This window comes from Corynebacterium sp. (assembly GCF_030530965.1).
In the GTDB taxonomy this organism is placed as follows: domain Bacteria; phylum Actinomycetota; class Actinomycetes; order Mycobacteriales; family Mycobacteriaceae; genus Corynebacterium.
Genome location: NZ_JAUMTY010000002.1, coordinates 107,437 through 126,838 on the forward strand (window position 1 = coordinate 107,437; position 19,402 = coordinate 126,838).

18 protein-coding genes and 5 tRNA genes are annotated in these 19,402 nt (G+C 55.4%); 12 read left to right on the plus strand and 11 right to left on the minus strand.

The genetic code is table 11. The annotated features are described in order from the left end of the window. Positions 1-1,445 (minus strand): RNA polymerase sigma factor (locus tag Q3981_RS01080; RefSeq protein WP_303123055.1); only part of this gene is annotated, 1,445 nt, incomplete at its 3' end. A gap of 475 nt (positions 1,446-1,920) precedes the next feature. Then, positions 1,921-2,676 (minus strand): polyphosphate--glucose phosphotransferase, encoded by a 756-nt coding sequence (ppgK, locus tag Q3981_RS01085; protein ID WP_041629341.1) that lies wholly within the window; start codon positions 2,674-2,676, stop codon positions 1,921-1,923. A gap of 84 nt (positions 2,677-2,760) precedes the next feature. Here ppgK and Q3981_RS01090 point away from each other — a divergent pair, with 84 nt between their 5' ends. Then, complete coding sequence (locus Q3981_RS01090) at positions 2,761-3,810, plus strand: inositol monophosphatase family protein (RefSeq protein WP_303123011.1); 1,050 nt, start codon at positions 2,761-2,763, stop codon at positions 3,808-3,810. Positions 3,811-4,041: 231 nt separating this feature from the next. Beyond that, positions 4,042-4,338: a DUF4193 domain-containing protein gene (locus tag Q3981_RS01095; protein WP_041628833.1), complete on the plus strand. Its 297-nt coding sequence runs from the start codon at positions 4,042-4,044 to the stop codon at positions 4,336-4,338. A 155-nt stretch (positions 4,339-4,493) separates the two neighbouring features. On the opposite strand, the gene Q3981_RS01100 is transcribed toward Q3981_RS01095, so the two are convergent. Beyond that, a complete protein-coding gene (locus Q3981_RS01100) occupies positions 4,494-5,003 on the minus strand; it encodes a DUF3093 domain-containing protein (protein ID WP_303123014.1) in 510 nt (169 codons plus the stop codon). Between the two features lie 253 nt (positions 5,004-5,256). On the opposite strand from Q3981_RS01100, the gene dut reads away from it, so the two are divergent. The 4 genes from dut (at position 5,257) to Q3981_RS01120 (ending at position 8,929) form a co-directional block, all read left to right on the plus strand. Further along, positions 5,257-5,742: a dUTP diphosphatase gene (dut, locus tag Q3981_RS01105; protein ID WP_303123016.1), complete on the plus strand. Its 486-nt coding sequence runs from the start codon at positions 5,257-5,259 to the stop codon at positions 5,740-5,742. Between the two features lie 129 nt (positions 5,743-5,871). After that, entirely contained in the window at positions 5,872-6,849 is a 978-nt protein-coding gene (locus Q3981_RS01110; protein ID WP_303123018.1) for a DUF3710 domain-containing protein, read from the plus strand. Continuing rightward, positions 6,836-7,528 carry a DUF3159 domain-containing protein gene (locus tag Q3981_RS01115; RefSeq protein ID WP_303123057.1) on the plus strand — a complete coding sequence of 231 codons (693 nt, stop codon included), beginning with the start codon at positions 6,836-6,838 and terminating at the stop codon, positions 7,526-7,528. The genes Q3981_RS01110 and Q3981_RS01115 overlap by 14 nt, the downstream gene beginning before the upstream one ends. A 9-nt stretch (positions 7,529-7,537) precedes the next feature. Next, positions 7,538-8,929: a class I SAM-dependent RNA methyltransferase gene (locus tag Q3981_RS01120; protein ID WP_303123020.1), complete on the plus strand. Its 1,392-nt coding sequence runs from the start codon at positions 7,538-7,540 to the stop codon at positions 8,927-8,929. A gap of 111 nt (positions 8,930-9,040) precedes the next feature. Here Q3981_RS01120 and Q3981_RS01125 read toward each other — a convergent pair whose 3' ends face one another. Together Q3981_RS01125 and Q3981_RS01130 are read right to left on the minus strand one after the other, a co-directional pair. After that, entirely contained in the window at positions 9,041-10,441 is a 1,401-nt protein-coding gene (locus Q3981_RS01125; protein WP_303123022.1) for an HRDC domain-containing protein, read from the minus strand. Beyond that, positions 10,431-11,012 (minus strand): DUF3000 domain-containing protein, encoded by a 582-nt coding sequence (locus tag Q3981_RS01130; RefSeq protein ID WP_303123059.1) that lies wholly within the window; start codon positions 11,010-11,012, stop codon positions 10,431-10,433. The genes Q3981_RS01125 and Q3981_RS01130 overlap by 11 nt, the downstream gene beginning before the upstream one ends. A 431-nt stretch (positions 11,013-11,443) precedes the next feature. Between Q3981_RS01130 and hemE the strand changes: the two genes are divergently transcribed. The 3 genes from hemE to hemQ all read left to right on the plus strand — a co-directional run bounded on the left by hemE (position 11,444) and on the right by hemQ (position 14,950). Then, positions 11,444-12,598 (plus strand): uroporphyrinogen decarboxylase, encoded by a 1,155-nt coding sequence (gene hemE / locus Q3981_RS01135; protein WP_303123061.1) that lies wholly within the window; start codon positions 11,444-11,446, stop codon positions 12,596-12,598. Further along, on the plus strand, positions 12,592-14,061 hold the full coding sequence (gene hemG / locus Q3981_RS01140; protein ID WP_303123024.1) for a protoporphyrinogen oxidase: 1,470 nt from the start codon (positions 12,592-12,594) through the stop codon (positions 14,059-14,061). Before hemE ends, hemG begins: the two co-directional genes overlap by 7 nt. A gap of 127 nt (positions 14,062-14,188) precedes the next feature. Further along, positions 14,189-14,950 (plus strand): hydrogen peroxide-dependent heme synthase, encoded by a 762-nt coding sequence (gene hemQ, locus Q3981_RS01145; protein ID WP_012731686.1) that lies wholly within the window; start codon positions 14,189-14,191, stop codon positions 14,948-14,950. An 84-nt stretch (positions 14,951-15,034) separates the two neighbouring features. On the opposite strand, the gene msrB is transcribed toward hemQ, so the two are convergent. The 6 genes from msrB to Q3981_RS01175 form a co-directional block, all read right to left on the minus strand. Beyond that, complete coding sequence (msrB, locus tag Q3981_RS01150; RefSeq protein WP_303123026.1) at positions 15,035-15,466, minus strand: peptide-methionine (R)-S-oxide reductase MsrB; 432 nt, start codon at positions 15,464-15,466, stop codon at positions 15,035-15,037. A gap of 154 nt (positions 15,467-15,620) precedes the next feature. Continuing rightward, on the minus strand, positions 15,621-16,523 hold the full coding sequence (locus Q3981_RS01155; protein ID WP_303123028.1) for a dihydrofolate reductase family protein: 903 nt from the start codon (positions 16,521-16,523) through the stop codon (positions 15,621-15,623). A gap of 72 nt (positions 16,524-16,595) precedes the next feature. Then, positions 16,596-16,666 (minus strand) — tRNA-Cys (locus Q3981_RS01160). Positions 16,667-16,755: 89 nt separating this feature from the next. Then, positions 16,756-16,831: transfer RNA gene (locus Q3981_RS01165), tRNA-Gly, on the minus strand. A gap of 56 nt (positions 16,832-16,887) precedes the next feature. After that, positions 16,888-16,962: transfer RNA gene (locus tag Q3981_RS01170), tRNA-Val, on the minus strand. A gap of 82 nt (positions 16,963-17,044) precedes the next feature. Next, a tRNA-Gly gene (locus tag Q3981_RS01175) sits at positions 17,045-17,117 on the minus strand. A 260-nt stretch (positions 17,118-17,377) separates the two neighbouring features. Between Q3981_RS01175 and Q3981_RS01180 the strand changes: the two genes are divergently transcribed. From Q3981_RS01180 to Q3981_RS01190, 3 genes are all read left to right on the plus strand, one after another. Beyond that, positions 17,378-17,449: transfer RNA gene (locus Q3981_RS01180), tRNA-Val, on the plus strand. 344 nt (positions 17,450-17,793) lie between these two features. Beyond that, positions 17,794-18,468: a copper resistance protein CopC gene (locus Q3981_RS01185; RefSeq protein ID WP_303123030.1), complete on the plus strand. Its 675-nt coding sequence runs from the start codon at positions 17,794-17,796 to the stop codon at positions 18,466-18,468. A 97-nt stretch (positions 18,469-18,565) separates the two neighbouring features. Continuing rightward, complete coding sequence (locus Q3981_RS01190; RefSeq protein WP_303123032.1) at positions 18,566-19,243, plus strand: copper chaperone PCu(A)C; 678 nt, start codon at positions 18,566-18,568, stop codon at positions 19,241-19,243. The last annotated feature ends 159 nt before the right edge of the window (positions 19,244-19,402 follow it).

Below are 19,402 nucleotides of genomic sequence, written 5' to 3' on the forward strand. Positions count from 1 at the left end.
TGCTGGATTTCCAGGACTTTGTCCTCGGTAATGTCCATTTCGCGGGCCAATTCCTCGGGGGTTGGTTCGCGGCCCAGGTCCTGTAGAAGCTCACGCTGGATACGACCAAGCTTGTTAATGACCTCCACCATGTGTACGGGGATACGAATTGTCCGAGCTTGATCAGCCATCGCGCGAGTAATGGCCTGCCGAATCCACCACGTTGCGTACGTGGAGAACTTGTAGCCCTTCGTGTAGTCGAACTTTTCGACGGCACGGATCAGGCCTAAGTTGCCTTCCTGAATAAGGTCGAGGAAGGCCATTCCACGGCCCGTGTAGCGCTTTGCCAAGGACACGACAAGACGAAGGTTGGCCTCCAGCAAATGGTTCTTCGCTTTGCGGCCATCACGGGCGATTGATCGCAAGTCTCGCGATTGCGCCGGACTGAGCTTGGTGTTGCTCGCCTTGAGCTCCTCAAGCTTGTGGTTCGCGTACAAGCCAGCCTCAATACGCTGCGCGAGGGACACCTCTTGCTCTGCGTTAAGCAGCGCGACCTTACCGATCTGTTTCAGGTAAGCGCGGACCGAATCCGCGGAGGCAGTCAGCTCAGCATCTTTTCGTGCTTGGCGAAGGGCGGCCGACTCATCCTCGTCCCACACGAAGTTGCCATTGTCGCTATCGTCATCGTCATCATCGTCGTCAGTTGACGAATCATTAGTGCGCTTAATAGGCGAACTCGAGTGGTCGTCGTCCATCTCGTCCTCGTCCAGACCTGACTCGTCATCTAAGTCGTCACTGTCGAGGTCATCATCGTGATCGAGATCGTCGTGGTCGACGTCGTCATCGAGATCATCATCCAGGTCGGAGTGATCCATATCGATGTCATCGTCATCATCGATATCATGCAGCTCGAAATCGTCTCCATCGTGATGGAGATCGGTATCCGCTCCATTCGACGCATCCTGGTCAGGGTGTTCGTCAACAACCTGATCATCTGACGTGATTACGTCGGCATTCTTCTCGGCCGCCGTGTCCTTAGTCGACTTACGGCTTGCGGATGACCGCTTATTGGCAGTCTTCGTGGTCTTTTTCGCAGCTGATTTCTTCGACGCCGCCTTCTTAGCGGTGGATTTCTTCGCCGTTGTCTTTTTAGCCGCGGTCTTTTTCTTGGCCGCGGTCTTTTTTGCCGACGACTTTTTGGCTGCTGTCCGCTTGGTAGCCTTCTTCGCGGTTGCCTTCTTCGGAGCAGCCTTTTCCTGGGACGATGAAGAAGACTCGTCTGCAGCTGCCGACGTATCTTCGTGGAGGGCGGATGATGCCGAGGCCTGCTTCTTGGCAACCTTATTCGCAGCAGTCTTCTTCACTGTGGCTTTCTTTGCCGCGGTCTTCTTCGCAGCAGTTTTCTTAGCCGCCGTCTTTTTTGTGGCCGCTTTTTTGGCTACAGCCTTTTTCGGTGTTTCAGTCATGCCTGTTTTCGCTGTCTCCACTATCGCTTTGCCCCTTCACCGTCATTAAACCTTGTGCGCGCCGTGGTTATTCCTAGAGTTCCATGAAGACTCGGTTCCTTGCCGACAGAGGCGGTCTCCCTATCTTGCGATCTCCCGATCGACGTCAATGCGACTACTCGGGGTTGCTCGATAATGTCCACATGGCCCTTCCTGATCGATGAAGATTTCGATTGGTGCTGCGCACAGATTTGACTGTTTCCGCATGTCAAGCGCTGGCGCCTACCCCAGATAGCGCGTCGCCGTCGCGGGTTGACCCGCGAGATGGCGATTGACGATCGCGTCACACGCCCAGGATGTGGCCTGAGCGTAATGAAGGTGTAGTGCAGCCAGAGTCACTCATGTGCGCAACGAGCTGGATCGACCGCCCAGTATAACCTACGTACCTCGCTCCACGTCGAGCGGCTCCGACTCTGTGTCCTTAAACGTATGCACTTTATGGACAAATATGGTCACGCGCTGCCATCGCCGCGCCTACAATTCCGGCTCGGTTGAGAAGCTCAGCGGGCACGACTGTCGTTTCGCATGTCAACCGTGGAATCCATTTTTCATGCTTGCGTGATATGCCGCCCCCGGCCACAAACGTCGTGGGGGAAAAGAGTTTTTCGTACTCTTTAAGGACTCGGTCCACGCGTTTTGCCCATTCTTTATATGACAAGTCTTTGCGCTCTTTGACAGCAGAGGAGGCGCGTCGTTCAGCTTCCTTACCATCGATGTTTAAATGACCTAACTCACTATTGGGATACAGTTGCCCATTAATGAGCAAGGCAGAGCCGATTCCTGTACCAAAAGTCAGGAAAATGACCGAGCCTTTTCGTGCAATAGGGTTCCCGTAAGCCACCTCTGCTATTCCGGCAGCGTCCGCGTCATTGAGGACAGCGATATCGCGGGTTGGCCCAATATGGCGATGAAAGAGCTCGGACACGTCAGTATCAATCCATGATTTGTCGATATTTGCCGCGCTACGAGCTTGCTGTTGTTTCACAATGGCGGGAATGGTGATCCCAACAGGGCCAGTCCATTCTGCCTGTTCAACGATCTGACGGCACGTGTCAGCGACAGCGTCAGGAGTCGACGGCTTTGGTGTAAGAATCTTGATTCGCTCTCCGACGAAAGTCCCGTTATCGAGATCAACAATTGCGCCTTTTACTCCGCTTCCGCCGACATCTATACCAAAGCCGTAATTATTCATAACTTCGATAGTAGCGGATTTCATGACGACAACTCCGGATGAATTCTACGATCGAGCCGTTATCGGAGGAATTCTCCCGAGGAAATGGCGGCGTACGTCGTGCCGTCGTCGGAGAAACTCGGGGATGCTGGGCTGCAGCAAGGGGCGAAAATGGTTACCGTGGTTCGTATGACTTCTCCAGAAAACTACGCCGAAAGCACCAATGATCCTTCGGATCCCAACCCACAATTAGCAGATCCGAACACGTCAAACCCATCCACGTTGACCGATGAAGCGAGCTCAGAGCTTAATGTGGCCATTTCAGTAGCCATTGCTGCAGGACGACATGTTCGTGACCAGCGGGCAAAGATCGCTGACCTCTCCGCTTCGGTAGCTACGAAGTCATCCGATAACGATCCGGTGACAGAAGTAGATACATCGACCGAACAATTAGTCCGGCGATTGTTGTCGACTGTCCGGCCCAACGACACCGTGTTTGGCGAGGAATCGGGCGGAGAACTGCCTGAAGAAGGAACTGTATGGGTCGTCGACCCGATCGACGGCACCGTCAATTTCCTGTACGGGATACCTTTTTACTCGGTGAGCTTAGCTGCGCAGGTGAATGGCGAAACCGTCGCAGGGGTTGTTGTCGATGTCGCGCACGATCTGACGTACTTCGCCTCACGCGAGGGCGGTGCATATGTGCGGAAGGGTGCTTTGGAGCACGAGACCACCGAGCCCCGCGTCGTCGCGTCTGATAAGCAGCTGTCGGTATCGCGTAAACACGATTTGTCGCACGCTCTCGTGTCTACGGGCTTTGGTTATACAGCTTCTCGACGGCACGTGCAGGGGACAGTGGTAAGCGCGATGCTTGAGACGGTCCGCGATATCAGGCGGCTAGGCTCGGCAGCGTTGGATCTATGCCATGTTGCAGAGGGCAGTGTCGACGCACACTACGAGCATGGATTGAATTTGTGGGACTACGCGGCCGGCGCTCTTATTGCTCACGAAGCCGGTGCACGTATTTCTGTGCCTCAGCGGAAGAGCCCGGGGAGTGACGGTGAGTTACTGATGGCGGCCCACCCTGAGCTATTTGACGAGCTTAAAGACGGGTTAGCCCGAGCAGGTGGACTCGACCCAATCCCGTCTGAGTAGTAGGCGAAAGCAAGCCCCGGGGGCGGGGGAGCATAGGCCGTCAAAATTCCCCCCTCCTCGCGTCTTTAAATTTCAGTTGGTGCATACCCTCTGAACAGTGGTTTTGTGAATTGAGCCGGATGTAGCAGACCCGTGAAATATGGCGCGGCCGCGTAGGACGTGACAATGCTAAGAAATTGGTCTAAAGTGCGCGTCCGACCGGCAGTTTCATCATTTCGGAGGTCGCTTGACATGCCCAAGGACTATGACGCCCCTCGTGGGGACAGGCAAGATTTCGACACAGACTCGCTTGAAGGACTTCAAGCAGCTGAGAATAAAAAAGGACCAGTGGACGATACCGACGATGGTGACATCGTCGAGCCTATCGATCTTCCTGATTTCGACTATTCCAATGAAGAGATTTCGGTCGATGTTGTGCCGAAGAAATCAGACGAATTCACCTGTGGCGTGTGCTACCTAGTTCAGCACAGGAATCGGTTGGCCTACACCGAAAATGACGGCACGATGGTGTGCCGCGATTGCGCTTAATCCGCCGACCGTTTACAGATCCGTTAGCGGTAGCACTTTGTTACCGCCGTGCTTTGTAGCCACGGTGCGCTGAGTTGACGGCTCAGCTTGCCCACACGCCTGCGTGAATAACGGGCGATCCTGAACGTAATCCGTCGTTCAAGCCCGGCTGCCGCTTAGTAGATGGGACGATCCAGCGCTTCAAGAAGTGCGTCGGGGTCTTTAGTGCTGATGAGCCAATATGGCGTGGGATCGTGCGGATCATTCAGCACCAACATCACCATCTCAGGTACCCAGGCATGGGAAACGACATATGCCTCCGGGTCTAATTGCCTTCCCATAGCGGCGCTTTTTGCTGTGGCAGGAACGGCAAGTGTTCGTTCAATTACCGACGTCGGAAGTTTCGCTGGTCCCACATAGAGCCAGCGCTCCCCGTGAGACGTTTTCTCAACCCGTATGACGTTCCCCGACAGGGAAATGAGGGACCATAACGCCGCCGCTCCGAAGACGATCGCCCCGATGAGTGTCCAATACCAGGGGCGATTGAGTCCTAATTCGTAGGACAGCAGCACAACAAGGCCTAGAACAGCAACCCACCAGTAAAACGGGATCCACTGGCGCTCTCGGTACAGAACGTCGCCACTGCGGGTTGATTTCTGTGAGGGAGTATCACGCTGTTCATTCACAGTTCCCTAGTCTAGCGTGCCTATATTTTCACTCGTGGTTTCGTCGTCCCCTGTGTTTTTATCGTGAAGCCTTGATGCGCCTTTACGTGGATGAACCGCGGATGAACAAGGCAATGACCAGTAATAACGGAAAGATGAGCCACCGTGCGGCTTCACCTAAGCTCGTAACCTACGTCGATACGTTGAGCCGATGACCTGAGTCGGCGAAAACGCTAATGGTTATGTTCGTCCGCCGCTCGGTTAGTCTAAAGACGTGACTAAGACACCCAGTATTCGCGTACAACGACTAGATACCGGCCTTGATCTCCCTCGACGCGCTCATCCCAGCGACGCGGGAATTGATTTGATGTCGACCGATGACGTCGTACTCCAGCCAGGTGAGCGGAAGCTGGTCGGAACAGGCATAGCAATTGGTTTACCGGTAGGAACGGTGGGGCTCATCCATCCCCGGTCCGGGTTAGCGCTAAAAAAGGGGCTCTCAATCGTCAATACGCCGGGCACCATCGATGCTGATTATCGTGGCGAAGTCAAGGTGTGTTTGATCAACCTTGATCAGCATGAAGCGGTCACCATTTCGCGAGGGGACCGGATTGCTCAGCTTGTCGTTCAGGAAGTTGTGCTGAGCGACGTCGTCGAGGTTGACCATCTTGATGAGACAGAACGAGGCCAGGGTGGCTATGGGTCTACGGGCGTTGGAGCTACAGATGGCGTAGATCATGTTCTACGATCGCAGCAGTAGAGGCCTTATGTTCAAGGCAGAGAAAATGAGTAATTAATACGAGCAGTTCAGAGCAATGCTCAGAAAAATAAGGCGATCACGCTCGTGTCAATGCAGCCATGACATGAATTCTTGGTAAGGAGTTTGCCTATGTGGCCCTTTGGGAAGAAAAATAAGCAACCCGACGAAACTAATGAATCGGATTTTCACACTAATTCACGCGATGAGCGCAATGAATTTAGTGATGAAGGACCTGATACCACCAGCAATAACGGCCTATCCGGGGCAGCGCCCTCAGATTCGACGTTCGATGCAATGGAGGGCGAATCGGGTCCGTTTGATTCTCGCCGCGAAGATCTCGACCGTTTTGACTTCAGCGACTTCGCCAAGGGGGACATTGACCTGGGGTCGCTTCTTGTCCCGATCCCTCACGAGGCTGAGATCCAGGTGGAGGTTAGCCAGGAAGGGCCACGCGCTGTTCACGTTGCCAGCCCATATGGTCGCGTGACACCAGTTGCCTTCGCTGCTCCTCGCTCCGGCGGCCTGTGGGAAGAACAGCTTAACGAGGTTGAACAGCAGATTACTAACGATGGGCTCGAATCCCATCATGAGTCTGGTCCGTGGGGAATAGAGATTACCGGCGTTGGGCCCCACGGAATGATGCACATGATCGGCGTCAACGGGCCCGGGTGGATGCTACGTCTGACAGCAGTAGGACCAGAGGAGTCTCACGATCAGTTAGTCGCCCTCACGCGTGGGATCGCCGCTCGTACCATTGTGAAACGAGGCGACGGCCCAATGCCGGCTGGTGAAACGCTTCCCGTCGCCTTGCCCCAAGACATGGCTCAAGAGCTTCAGAAGGCAATGGCTCAACGTGCCGCGGAAGCCCAGCGCGCCGCCGAGGCTCAGCAAGCACAAGGGAATCCGCAGAGTGCAGCGTCGTCAGCAAGTATTGCCGACGATTCCGCGGGCTCCCCAGGAGGAAATCAAGAATCATCCGACGCAGGGCAGGAAGGTCCTGATTCGGAGGGCTCTGGCCGTCGTCGTTCAACCGGCAGTGAGGCCTCCGCGCGAATGGAATCCGCAATGGATGAGCTCGACCGTGAAGAAGATGATGACAAATACTGACCGACGCCAGATAAATCAACGAGACCAGTCGGCCTCGAGTGATAGCCCAACTCTTCTTGAACAACTTGGCGGAATTTCCGGTTTAGTGTCATCCACTGTGCCGATTCTTGTTCTCGTCCCGGTGAATTCGTGGTGGGGGCTTACTCCGGCTTTGATCTCCGCACTAGCGGTTTCACTTCTTATTTGCGTGTGGCGCCTTGTTCGGCACGAAAACATGCAGCCCGCCATATCCGGTGTCATGGGTGTGCTTATCGCTGCGGCCATTGCGTGGTACGTCGGTTCCGCGAAAGGCTACTTCCTGTATGGGATTTGGTACTCGGCTGTTGTGGGGCTGGTGTTTTTTATTTCCTGCCTTGTCGGCTGGCCTGCCGTGGGAGTGATCTGGCGCGGGCTCAATGGTCGCGGCATGCGATGGCGTGAGAACACGTCGGAACGTCGTTATTTCGTTCTTGCGACCATTGCGTGGGCCTGTGTTTTTGCGGCGCGGTTCTTCGTTCAGAATCATCTTTATGGGTCATCGACGACGAACATCCTGGCTGTCGCGAGGATTGCGATGGGGTGGCCTCTGACTATTCTCGTCATGGTGGTGACCGTTTGGGCGGTACGCAGGGCAGATGCAGTCAAGGACGATGACGCGATCGATGAAATCGATGAAATGGCGTCCGATACAGACGAGTGAGGTAGGCGAGTGACGCACACTGAGAATCACCCACACGACGGTGTTCCATCCCATGTCACGATGGATATCACCGATTTCTCTTATGGCGGGCAGGGGATTGGTCGCGTCGACAATCACGTGGTTTTCGTCGACGGTGCTGTAGCTGGCGACCGTGATGTCGCCGTCGATATTGATGCCGAGCACAGTTCAGCATCCCTGTGGAGGGGTGAAGCCCGAACAATTGGTCACCGCTCGCCTCTACGGGGTGATGGAACGATATCGTGCCCAGCCGCCGAGAAAGGCGCAGGTTGCTGTGACTTTCTAGAGGTTGCGCCCGATAAGTCGGCTGAAGTGAAAGCCAGCATCACGGCAGATCAAATGCGTCGGATTGGGCATTTTGACGTTGAACCGACCTTTGAGACGTTGACTCCCTATCGCGGGTGGCGTACGAGAATGCGACTAGCCGTCGACAACGAAGGACGCGCTGGTCTCCGCGTCAAGTCCGGGCATCGTGTTGTGACGAATGCCGTATGTTCCCAAGCTGCGCCGGGTTTGATGGACGGCCTGGATGCCATGCGTTTTACTCCGGGCGCGGAAGTGATACTCGCGCTCGATTCCAATGGGATCCGCCACATCGTTGAAGTAGACGGCGGTGCGTCGTCGAAACAACGTTCCGGTACGGCGCGTTCACGTACATCTCGTCGTGGACGACGGGGGCACAGCACGGTAATAGAGGGCGGAAACTACTGCGTCGAACGGATATCCGATAATGCCGCCTCAACTTCGTCGGGACCAAGTAATAACCCGGCTGAGAACGATGGCGCTGCGGAGGGAACTGCCCATTCCACGGAGGGTCGAACCTTCGTCCTTCCACCAACCGCTTTTTGGCAAGCCCATAGTGGTGCTCCGACACGGTACCGCGAGCTTGTTCGTGAGCTCCTCCCCGAGATTCATGGTGGGGCTGCATGGGATCTATACGGTGGGATCGGGCTGTTCGCCGACATTTTGGCCGAAAAAACACGAGGTCCTGTTGATTCCGTGGAGATTGATAAAAATGCGCGCACGTGGGGCCGACGTAGTTTGAACACCCTGGCTGATCCCTCATTCAGTCCGTCGTCGATCAGGTTTCTGACCTCCAGGGTTGATCGAGCATGGTCGTCTCTTCGGCGAAACAACAAGGGGGGAGTGGATCTCGTTGTTCTTGATCCTCCGCGAAAAGGTGCAGGCACGAAGGTGATTGGTCAGATAGCCGCGGCGCACCCCCAAGCTGTGGTACACATCGCCTGCGATCCGGCGACGGGTGCCCGTGACTATGCGGCCTGGTTAGACCACGGTTATGAGATTTCCTCCATGAGGGTCATTGATGCGTTCCCCGGAACCCATCACATGGAGATCATCACGGCTTTTACCAAGAGGTCGTAGCTCCGCGGGTGCCATGTCCTGGGCGGTGGTGAAAGTGCTGGTGTGCGTGGAGAAATGAAGGCGCGGATTGTGCGTTCTCCGTGAATTATGCGGTGGCCAGACACGCCGTGTTTAGCGTTTATGGTCTCCAAGAGCGTTGGCACACACAGGGGACACAATCCGCCGTTGCCACCGTCGGACCCCATGTCGGGCGAAAAACATGTCGATATCCGTCGCATGGGTCTCTGGTTCCGACGAAAAATGCCACGCCATGAGCCTCACTATCTGCGGGGTGATGATCACTTCGTGGGGGATACCGGTTTGCTCAGACACCACATTGATGGCCTCTGAGCACAGGGAATACAGTCCTTCAGCTTTCTGCCCCCGGTCAGAATTGGGGAATCGCCGTCCTCCCGCATAGTGGGTATCTAAGTGATGTCCCCGGTGTCGTGACGGGCCCCGGTCGTCATCGGTTGCATAATGAGGGCTCGCGTTTTCTGACGAGGATGCGGTGGTCTTGTCGTGCTCCCCTTGAATCACGTTCCACCATGATCGTGCGTTTCGCATCGATCGGAAGTGCGCCGCGTCCATCATCTCTTGAAAAGTCCGAGGATTTTTTCGAGCAATCGTTATCAAATCAGAATTCGATAACACCCGATGAGGAGAGCGATCTACCGTCCGCGCCCGCCGGTCCCGTTCGCGCGACAACGTAAAGGCAAGCTCACGTTGAGCAGGGGTAGACAGATTATTGAGTCCCTTCACCCGCAGTGAAGGTTCCACTGAGGGGGTATCAGCCAAGGTAGACGTGCGAATATATTCACACTCTTCGGCCCACCACGCGAAACGATCTAATTCCGAAAGCAAACCAGCCACAGCGGTAGAAAGCTCAAGAAGGCATTCGACGTCCAGGGCCGCGTAATCGAGCCATTCGTCGGGAAGGGGCCGTCGGGACCAATTTTCATGCCCGTGCTCCTTAGCCAAGCGGTAGCCGACTAAACCATCCACCATGTCGCCCAAGTTGACCTTCTTCAGCCCAGCTATCCGGCCACCCAGTTCGGTGTCAAAAAGACGACGAGGACTAAGCCCCAAATCAAGAAGGGCTGGCAGGTCAGTCCGTGCAGAATGGATAATCCACGTTAGCCGGTTGACGACGGGAGCTAGGAGGCCCATATCGGAGCGGCAGGCTTCAGCGTCGACAAGAAATAGTCCGCTACCAGCACGTTTCAGTTGGAGAAGAAAGGCGCGATCGCCATAGCGGTAAGCCGACGCTCGTTCAGTGTCGACGGCGAGCGGGCCGCGGCCATTTGCCAACACATCGGCAGCATTCTTCAACTCGTCCACGGTGGAGATTAACGACGGAGTTCCGTCCGACGGCGTCGATAACGGCACAGAAGCAGATTGTGGCGATAAAGGAAAAGTAGGAGAGGGCTTGGGAGCTGGGGAGATGTACCAATCGCCTAGTAGAGCCTCGTCACCGTCGTCGTGAAGATCATTGTCTCCAGAGAAGCCACAACGCAGCATCCTACTGTCCAAGCTGAGCGACTCCTTCAGGAGGAAGTCCCGCTACCGACGCGAGAACGTGAGCGAACGCCTCGACGTGGGAAGCAAGATCAGTATCATCCGCCGTCCACGATGCACGTAGCTCAATCTGATATGCCTTACCCGGGCCCCCAATATTTCCATACCGGGCCGACGACGTGGAAGTCACCGTGCCTCCGAGCTGCGAATAATGCGCTCCCTCACTGGTTAGACCCTCAGAAAGCCACTGCCACGCGACATCAGGTAACAACGGATCCGACGCGACCTCCGGGTCCATGTCTGCCTGTATATACGCGACAAGGCGAAGAGCCTGGGACCAGTTCCCGTCGCTCCGAGGATCGTGAAGGAGAATCAGCCGCCCAAAAGCATCGCCGTCCGTATCCCGCGGAATAGTGCGTGACTGCTCATGATCCACTTCTAACCCGACGGCATAGCTATATGGAGCTAAACGCTGGGGTGGGCGAATTGACCCCATGGATATTTCCTGACGCAATGAGGCCGCATGCATAGAAGCCACCGCGTCATGGAAAACCTGGGGTTCGTCGGCGGATCCATCATGATTCATGGATGCTGAGGTCTCCTTACGGGGAGTAGCAGCGTTTAACCGGTGGGAAGCAGAATTGTCGTCGTGCGATGGCTGATCAATGCTCACACTTGGGCACGGTACAGTTTTCTGCCGTGTTTGCTCAGGAGGCGCGCCGGGGGTTCGATGTCAAAGTCCCAGCTAGCGATGAGTCCTGTGCGTCGTTTCCCGACGGGCGCCAGCTCGGTTTAGCTTGATGAAACGGTGATGTGGGGTGGAATGCGAGGGATGCTGATGTGTAATCGGTTGAATGTTGCGCGCTTGCCGGCTTACCGCGTCGCAAAAAATACTTAACGACGGGGGGACCGCAAAATCGCCTGTGCCAGTGGAATTTTAGCGACGGTGGGGTACACCCGGTAGGGGCGATTGTCGCGAGTGTTCGATTCGGATCGAGACCTGGCACTATGAACCGTATGCATGGAATGAGTACGAATTCCGGCGATTCTCCAGATATAGCGTCGTCGCGCCGCACGCTGTCGCAGTCATCGCTACTCGACGCCGCGAATGGAGCCACCCCGCAGCATCGGCCTGTCTGGTTTATGCGGCAGGCCGGACGCTCACTTCCGGAATATCGGAAGCTCCGGGAGAACATCGGGATGCTGGAGGCATGCTTTACCCCTGATGCCGCTGCTGAGATCACTCTGCAACCTGTGCGCAGACATAATGTCGACGCTGCGATCTTCTTTTCAGACATCGTTGTGCCGCTGAAGGCCGCGGGAATCGGGGTGGAGATTGTTGCCGGTCGTGGCCCCGTCGTCGATCGTCCCATTCGGTCACGGGCGGACATTGACTCGCTCCCTGAGTTGGATCCGGATTCCATTTCGGCCATCGGCGAAGCGGTCCGAGAAATCATTGGGGAACTTCGCGATGATCAGGCGTTGATCGGCTTCGCTGGTGCTCCGTTTACCATTGCGTCCTATTTGATTGAGGGCGGACCGTCGAAAACCCACCAACACACGAAAGCCATGATGCATGCTGATCCTGACTCATGGCACGCCCTCATGCGTGTGTTGACGGACTACATCAAGGTTTTCCTCGGGGTACAGATCGACGCGGGAATTGATGCCATGCAGCTATTCGATTCCTGGGCGGGGTACTTGCACGCACGGGACTATACCGATCTGGTTGCCCCGTATTCAGCCGAAATCTTTAGGTTCGTGTCCGAGAGGTCCTCACGAGGTGGCCGTCAGCCTATTCCGCGCATTCATTTTGGCGTGACGACGGGGGAGCTGCTCGGTCCTATGGCGCAAACCGGCCCCGATGTCATGGGGGTTGACTGGCGGGTGGACATGGCTACTGCGGCACAGCGCATTAACGTAGCTTTAGCGGGCAAGAACGGGGACACAGGTCCTGGTGAGTTGGCGCTTCAAGGGAATATTGACCCAGCCTTACTTTTTGCAGGTAAAGAAGCGGTTGATAAGGAAATCGATCAGCTGTTGACCACCACGGATCAGCTTATCTCCGACGGAAAGATTTCAGGTCATATTGTGAACCTGGGGCATGGTGTTCTCGCAGACACTGACCCGGACATTATTTCTCACATCGTAGAAAAGGTGCATTCGTGGTAAAGACGCGTGTCGCGGTTATTGGTGGAGGACTGTCGGGACTTGTCGCGGCGTATGAAATCAGCCGTCGCGACCCCAATGCCGACGTCGTTGTTTATGAAGCATCCGACGCGGTAGGTGGGAAACTCAAGACCGTTGATCTAGCTACCGGCAGTGTTGATGTGGGGGCGGAGGCGTACCTCGCCTTCCGTGCCGATGCCACCCGGTTCTTTACATCCTTGGGGCTGAAAGACCGGCTCCGCTATCCGTCCGACCTCAAATCCGGGTTATGGATTGGCGACGGCACCCTGCACTCAGTTCCTTCGCGAACCGTGATGGGGATTCCTGCTGATAGTTCCTCTGTGAAAGACCTCGTCGATTCCGAGACCTGTGCGCGGATTGATGCTGAGGGGGAGGCATACCCCATACCGTGGGTGGAAGGCGAAGATGCCTTGCTCGGCGCGTTGGTTGCTGAACGGATGGGGCAGCAGGTCGTGGACCATGTGGTCTCTCCGTTGCTGGGTGGGGTGTATTCGTCCCGTGCTGAAGATCTTGGTCTACGAGCGACGATCCCGGAATTAGCTGCAGCCATGGATGACCTTTCGAACCATGGCGAACCTGTGACATTAACGCGAGCGGCAGCTGCTGTTCTACAGCAGCGCGATGAAGCACGTGAGGCACGGGTGGCTGGAGGCGCGGCAGATGAGGAGTCATCGAGCGCGTCGGCGAAAAAGCCGCCGGTGTTTGCGTCGTTCGTCGGGGGTTACCGCGATCTGATCGATGCGCTGGTTGAGCAGTCGTCGGCCACTATTCGTGTGGATAGTCCTGTCACTGCGGTATTGCCCGCGGAGGCAGGAAGTTCCCGTCGGTTCCGCGTCGTGAGTGGCTCTTCGTCGACAGAGACTGAAGAATTCGATGCTGTTGTCGTCGCCACTCCGGCGGATGTCGCGGGCCGGCAGCTCGCTGAGGTTGCCCCCGTGGCAGCAGACATCCTTGGGTCGATGGATCTAGCGTCGAGTGTTGTTCTTGGTCTGCGGCTACCGAATGACGAGGCTATCCCGGAGAAAACGGGCATTCTCGTGTCACCCGATGCCGGACTTCACGCTAAAGCCTTTACTTTCTCATCGCGGAAGTGGCCCCACGTCGACGATCACGTTGGTGCTTTCATCAGGGCTTCATTCGGCCATTGGGGCGACGATTCACTCGTCAGAGAAGACGAAGACACGCTGGTGAAATACGCTATCGACGATTTCGAAACCATTACGGGCCAACGTCTGCACCCCGAAGAGACGGTGCTTCAAAAGTGGTGGGGTGGTTTGCCTCGATACGGCATGGGCCACGATGAACTCATTGATGTGGCGCTTAAGGACATCAGTCAAGTCGAGGGGCTAGAAGCTGCAGGTGCCATCTGGCACGGCGTCGGAGTTCCAGCGTGTATTGCGCAAGCGCGTGAGGCGGCGAAGAAGGTGATGGATACGGTTATGTGACAGTGATCAGAAGGCTCCGCACTTCGCGGGGAGTCAAGAACAAAGTTCCACATATGTCGTGTGCATCGAGCTTCGTCGTCACATCACGAAGCTCCGGTAGTTTACGAAAGAAAAGAAGAGGTTGACCATGACTGAAAACCAGGACGACGTTCGTCAAGAAAATAGTGATAGCTCTGCTGGCCCTGAGCACAAGCATCGTCTGAATTATAAGAAGCTGAATGCGACTGTTCGGTACGCAATGTGGTCGGTCTTCAAGGTTGCCCCCGGTAAATTGGGTGAAGACCGGGACACAGTGGCCCAGGAAATGCGTGACTTTATTGCTTCCTATGAGCACGAAGATCTCACCATACGAGGGATCTACAACGTTTCCGGTATTCGTGCGGAAGCTGACATCATGATTTGGTGGCACGCTGAAAAGATGGAAGATCTGCAGGACGCTTACAATCGTTTCCTGCGTACGACGACCTTGGGACGTGCATGTACGGGTGTGTGGTCGCAGGCAGCGCTCCACCGTCCATCCGAGTTCAACAAGTCCCATGTGCCGTCCTTCATCGCGGAAGAAGAACCGAAGCGGTGGATTGCCGTTTACCCGTTCGTCCGCTCGTACGACTGGTACGTGATGGATCCTGCGGATCGTCGTCGGATCCTGGCTGACCACGGAAAGATGGGACGTGATTACCCCGACGTCCGCGCGAACACCGTTCCGGCTTTCGCTTTGGGTGACTACGAATGGATTCTGGCCTTCGAAGGGCCGAAGTTGGACCGCATCGTCGATCTCATGCACCACATGCGCTACACAGAGGCGCGGCTCCACGTCCGTGAAGAGATTCCGTTCTTCACCGGACGACGAGTTGACGATATCGCTGAGATCACCGATCTCTTGCCATAATCGTTTCATCAACGAGACATTGTTACGAAGGCGAGGGCGTGCCGCTAGGGGGATCGCGGTACGCCCTCGCTTTATCCCTGGCTGCTAATCCTTGGTTGCCGGTTCTAGCGTGAGACTGATGCTGTTAATGCAATAGCGTAAATCCGTAGGAGTGTCATAGCCTTCGCCTTCGAAGACATGGCCCAGGTGGCTATGGCACTGCGCGCATTTCACCTCAACTCGGTGCATCCCGTGGCTATTATCAGCGACTTCAATGATCCGGTCTCCGGCGAGCGGGGAGAAGAACGATGGCCACCCGCAGTGGCTGTGGAACTTCTCGCGGGATCGGAAGAGCTCAGCGCCGCAGGCTCGGCACCGGTAGACCCCTTCGGTCTCGGTATCGGTGTATTCACCCGTAAAAGGGGCTTCGGTTCCCGCTTCTCTGAGGACCCGGTATTCGGCGTTGGTCAGCCGAGCCCGCCACTCATCATCGCTAAGACGACGAAAGTCTTCGTGTTGTTCATCTTTGTCAGTCATTCTTTCCTTTCGGCTTCGTGAAAGATTGTTAATAGAGGCTACTGTTTTAACTCATTTCAACACCGCGTTATGGTTCGTTATTTCACGGGGCCGTATAAAAAGCTTTAGTTCGCCATCTGCGAAAAGGGGCTAATTGCACCACCATCCGTGTGGTCTAGGTGTGCTCGTTGCATAGACCGTACCTAAGGAACACAGCTCCATCCTGGTCATACCCTATTGCGAGGAGTTCACCATCTGTCGGTGTGCCAGTGACCGTCTTGGCATCCTCGTCGCTTCCGTCGGAGGTTCCGTAGGCAATTCGCGGCGCATTGCCGGCCTGTACACCGGAGTGAATCGTCAAGATCACTTCATCAATGGCGCGTGTTGCTATGAGTGATCCCAGAAAGCGAGGCCCGCCTTCACAATCGACGACGTTGTAGCGGTCGTTTAACCATTGACGGATATGTGTGCCATCGAGTTTGTCGAGGACATTGACGTTTATGCCGTGGTTCCGCAGAATTGTCCGGTTCTTGCTAAAAGTCGATGTTTCTGACGCACTTCGATCGGTGAGGATGATAACTGAGCCCCTGTGCTGGGTTTCCTCGGACGAATGGTTGTCAGAATCTTTGTCTCCGTCTACCGATTCCGACTGATCGTCATTGGTGTCGTCAGTGGTGGTGAGGGGGGATGAAAGGATGTCTGAGAGCTTTTTGTCATCCAACTTATGGGTAGTGAGAACCAAGTCTGCGGCTGGTGGTAGTCCATGGTGCGCTCGGGTCTGGATTTCATGCGCGCTGAACTCGATGGGACCATAGCCTTCGGCGAGGGCCGTGGATAGTCCAGCTATGACGGCTTCGGTTTGCCGTCGGTGCAGGGCGAACATGGCGGAATCGATCGGGCCGCCGAGCTCTCCTGATGTGCCACTTGATGCTACGGAAGCGCCATCGATGGTCGATACCATGATTGCTCGAAGGTTCGGTGTCTGTGGCGCAGGGTAGGGGAGGAAGCGCTCTAATGCGCTGTCAATATCGGGATCGTTTTCGGGCGGAAAAACCGTAACTGTGGGTGATGGTGCCATGGCTCCACAGTAGGCGGGAATGCGCCATGAATTCTGTGGAAAGTCCCCGTTGAAATGAATACGTTGAGATTGAGGTGGAAACGGGAATCGAACCCGTGTACACGGTTTTGCAGACCGTTGCCTCACCACTCGGCCATTCCACCATTCGACGATGAGGAAAGGATTTCACTCACGCATCATGATGCACGATAGCACAAAAGGGCAGTGATCTGCCCTTTTACACCTTGGTGCATGGAGCGGATGACGGGACTCGAACCCGCGACCCTAACCTTGGCAAGGTTATGCGCTACCAACTGCGCTACATCCGCGAGACTCATCGTGCAGCAAAAGTACGAAAGAAACTTTCTCAATCCGCTGCGATAAGTGGTGCGCGATACTGGGATCGAACCAGTGACCTCTTCCGTGTCAGGGAAGCGCTCTCCCGCTGAGCTAATCGCGCATGTAGTCGACCAGACCATGAAACTTCGAGAACTCCATCGTCGAAAAGTCAACCTAGATAACTGAAATGTCTATTTCAGCTGAGCGGATGACGGGACTCGAACCCGCGACCCTAACCTTGGCAAGGTTATGCGCTACCAACTGCGCTACATCCGCATGACGTGTTGTGTTGGGCTCGGAAGCCCGTAACACGCGAAAGAAAGACTAGCCGTAGCGATAGCTAATGCACAAATCCCCAGGAAAACAGGCTTTAGCATGATCATTTTGGGGGTTGCTGACGGAAAACTACGCGGACCGACCGTATCGAGCCTGTGCGCCTCTACAGAGCCTCACCGCGTTTGGCACATAGGATTGTGGGAGCACGTCAACGTCATTTTTGTTCGTGACTTCCTATCGTGATAGATTTTTGGCTTGTCGGTCTCATGGCTCAGTGGAAGAGCGTTCCGTTCACACCGGAAAGGTCGCTGGTTCGATCCCAGCTGAGACCACAGACAGCCCGGGCACCACGTGGTGTCCGGGTTTTCGCATATCCGGGCCCTGCCGCTGATGGCTACTGGTTGCTTGGCGGGTGGCCTGAACCCGGCAGCCGGGGCAAACGTAGTGGGGGGTGAAGTGCCGTGGATAGTGGGGAACTTCCTGACGTGTTTCGACGACTAGTGTCTACGCGGTTCGCGAGTGGGCACCGGGCAGCTTGGAAGCGTTATATATCGCCACATCCGTGGCGGCTTCGTACCTGAGCGCCAGGTGGCAGCGTGGCGTGTAGAGGTTAAGAGATTTTGTGTGCCACGATGGAGAGAAGTAGTTGGTTTTACGCAGCTCTGGGAGGGCTGAGATGAGCGACAGTCGAACTGTACGGTTCCGAAGTGCGGGTGGCCTTATCGTATCCCTCATCCTTATCGTGGTGGGGGCGGTTGCTTTTTCCCCGCAGGCCTGGGCTCATGACAGCGTGGTGTCGTCGTCGCCCGAGGATGGTTCGACAGTATCGGAGTTTCCTCACGACATTCAGCTGACGATGTCAGGCAACCCGAGAGATAATTTCAACACCATAGCGGTGTCGAACAAATCGTCCGGAAAGGTCATTGCCAAAGGAACACCCACTATCTCGGGGAATGTTATTTCATTCACAGTTCCTGAGGATGTCGATGCCTCGCCGGGTACATACGTCGTGGGGTTCCAGATCACCAGTTCTGATGGGCATTCGACACGTGGGTCAATTTCCTTCACATATTCTGGAGATTCTGAGAAGGGAGAATCTGCAGCGCAGTCCGCGTCGACAGGGGAGTCGGAGGGGAATACGGATGAATCCGGCGGTTCTTCTGTCCCCTCCGCGAACGATAACGACGGAACCTCCCAAGACACAGACTCATCATCCTCGACGTCGTCGTCGCCATTTGGATCGAAGGCCCTGTGGCTATCTATCGCCGTTATCATCGTCATTATCGGTGCTCTCGTGGTTGCGTTACGACGTCTTCGTGACTCAAGCTCTGACGATCGAGGCTCACGATAAAACACCAAACAGTAGATTCTTGGAGGCGTCTTCGAGGATCTAAATATCGCATTGTGGGGCGTTGTGTTCCACAGGAGGAAATGAGGAGTTACAGAAAATGAGTACATCACGGTCAACATCTCGGCTGGCTGTTCGTGTCGCCGGAGCTTCAGTTCTGGCCCTGTCACTAGGGCTCGCTGCGTGTTCTGTCGACGAAGATTCGGATAAAGACGGCTCACAATCGGCCGCAACGACAACAACGTCGTCGTCCGCGAGCAGCACGGATAAAGCTTCCGGTGATGTTTCCCTGGATCAGGGCTATGTGAAGTCGAAGACCCCGGATAAAGCGATGACCGCGATTTTCGGAACTCTGAAGAACAACACCGATAAAGAGAAAGTCCTCGAGTCGGTGTCGTCGTCCGATGTCAAAGGTAATTTCGAACTGCACACCGTTGTCGACGGAAAAATGGTCGAGCAAAAAGAAGGGTTTAAGCTCCCCGCAAATGGGACTTTGGAGATGAAACCCGGCGGAGAACACATCATGATTATGGACAATCATGATGAATTAGCTGCCGGGGACAAAGTTAATGTGCAGTTGAAGTTCAAAGACGGTTCCACGGAGAAAGTGTCTATTCCTGTCCGTGAACAGCCCTCGGGTGAAGAAAACTACGGTGGCGATGACAGCTCTGACATGTCAGGGATGCCAGATATGCCCGGTATGAGCGATTCAGCTCAGCCAGGTGGCCAAGAGATGGGCGGTCAGGCAGACCACTCCATGCACGGGCATTCCCACTAGGTCAGTTAGATCAACCAGTTGATGTCGTGATAGTGAAAGCATCATCTGGTTACTGATTTCTGCTGATGCCGACGTTTGAGTGCTGGCCTTATCCGCCCCTGCGGTTACGGTCGGCGTCCCACGCTGTGTGGTGTCGTCCAGCGATCAGGGAAAACTCAA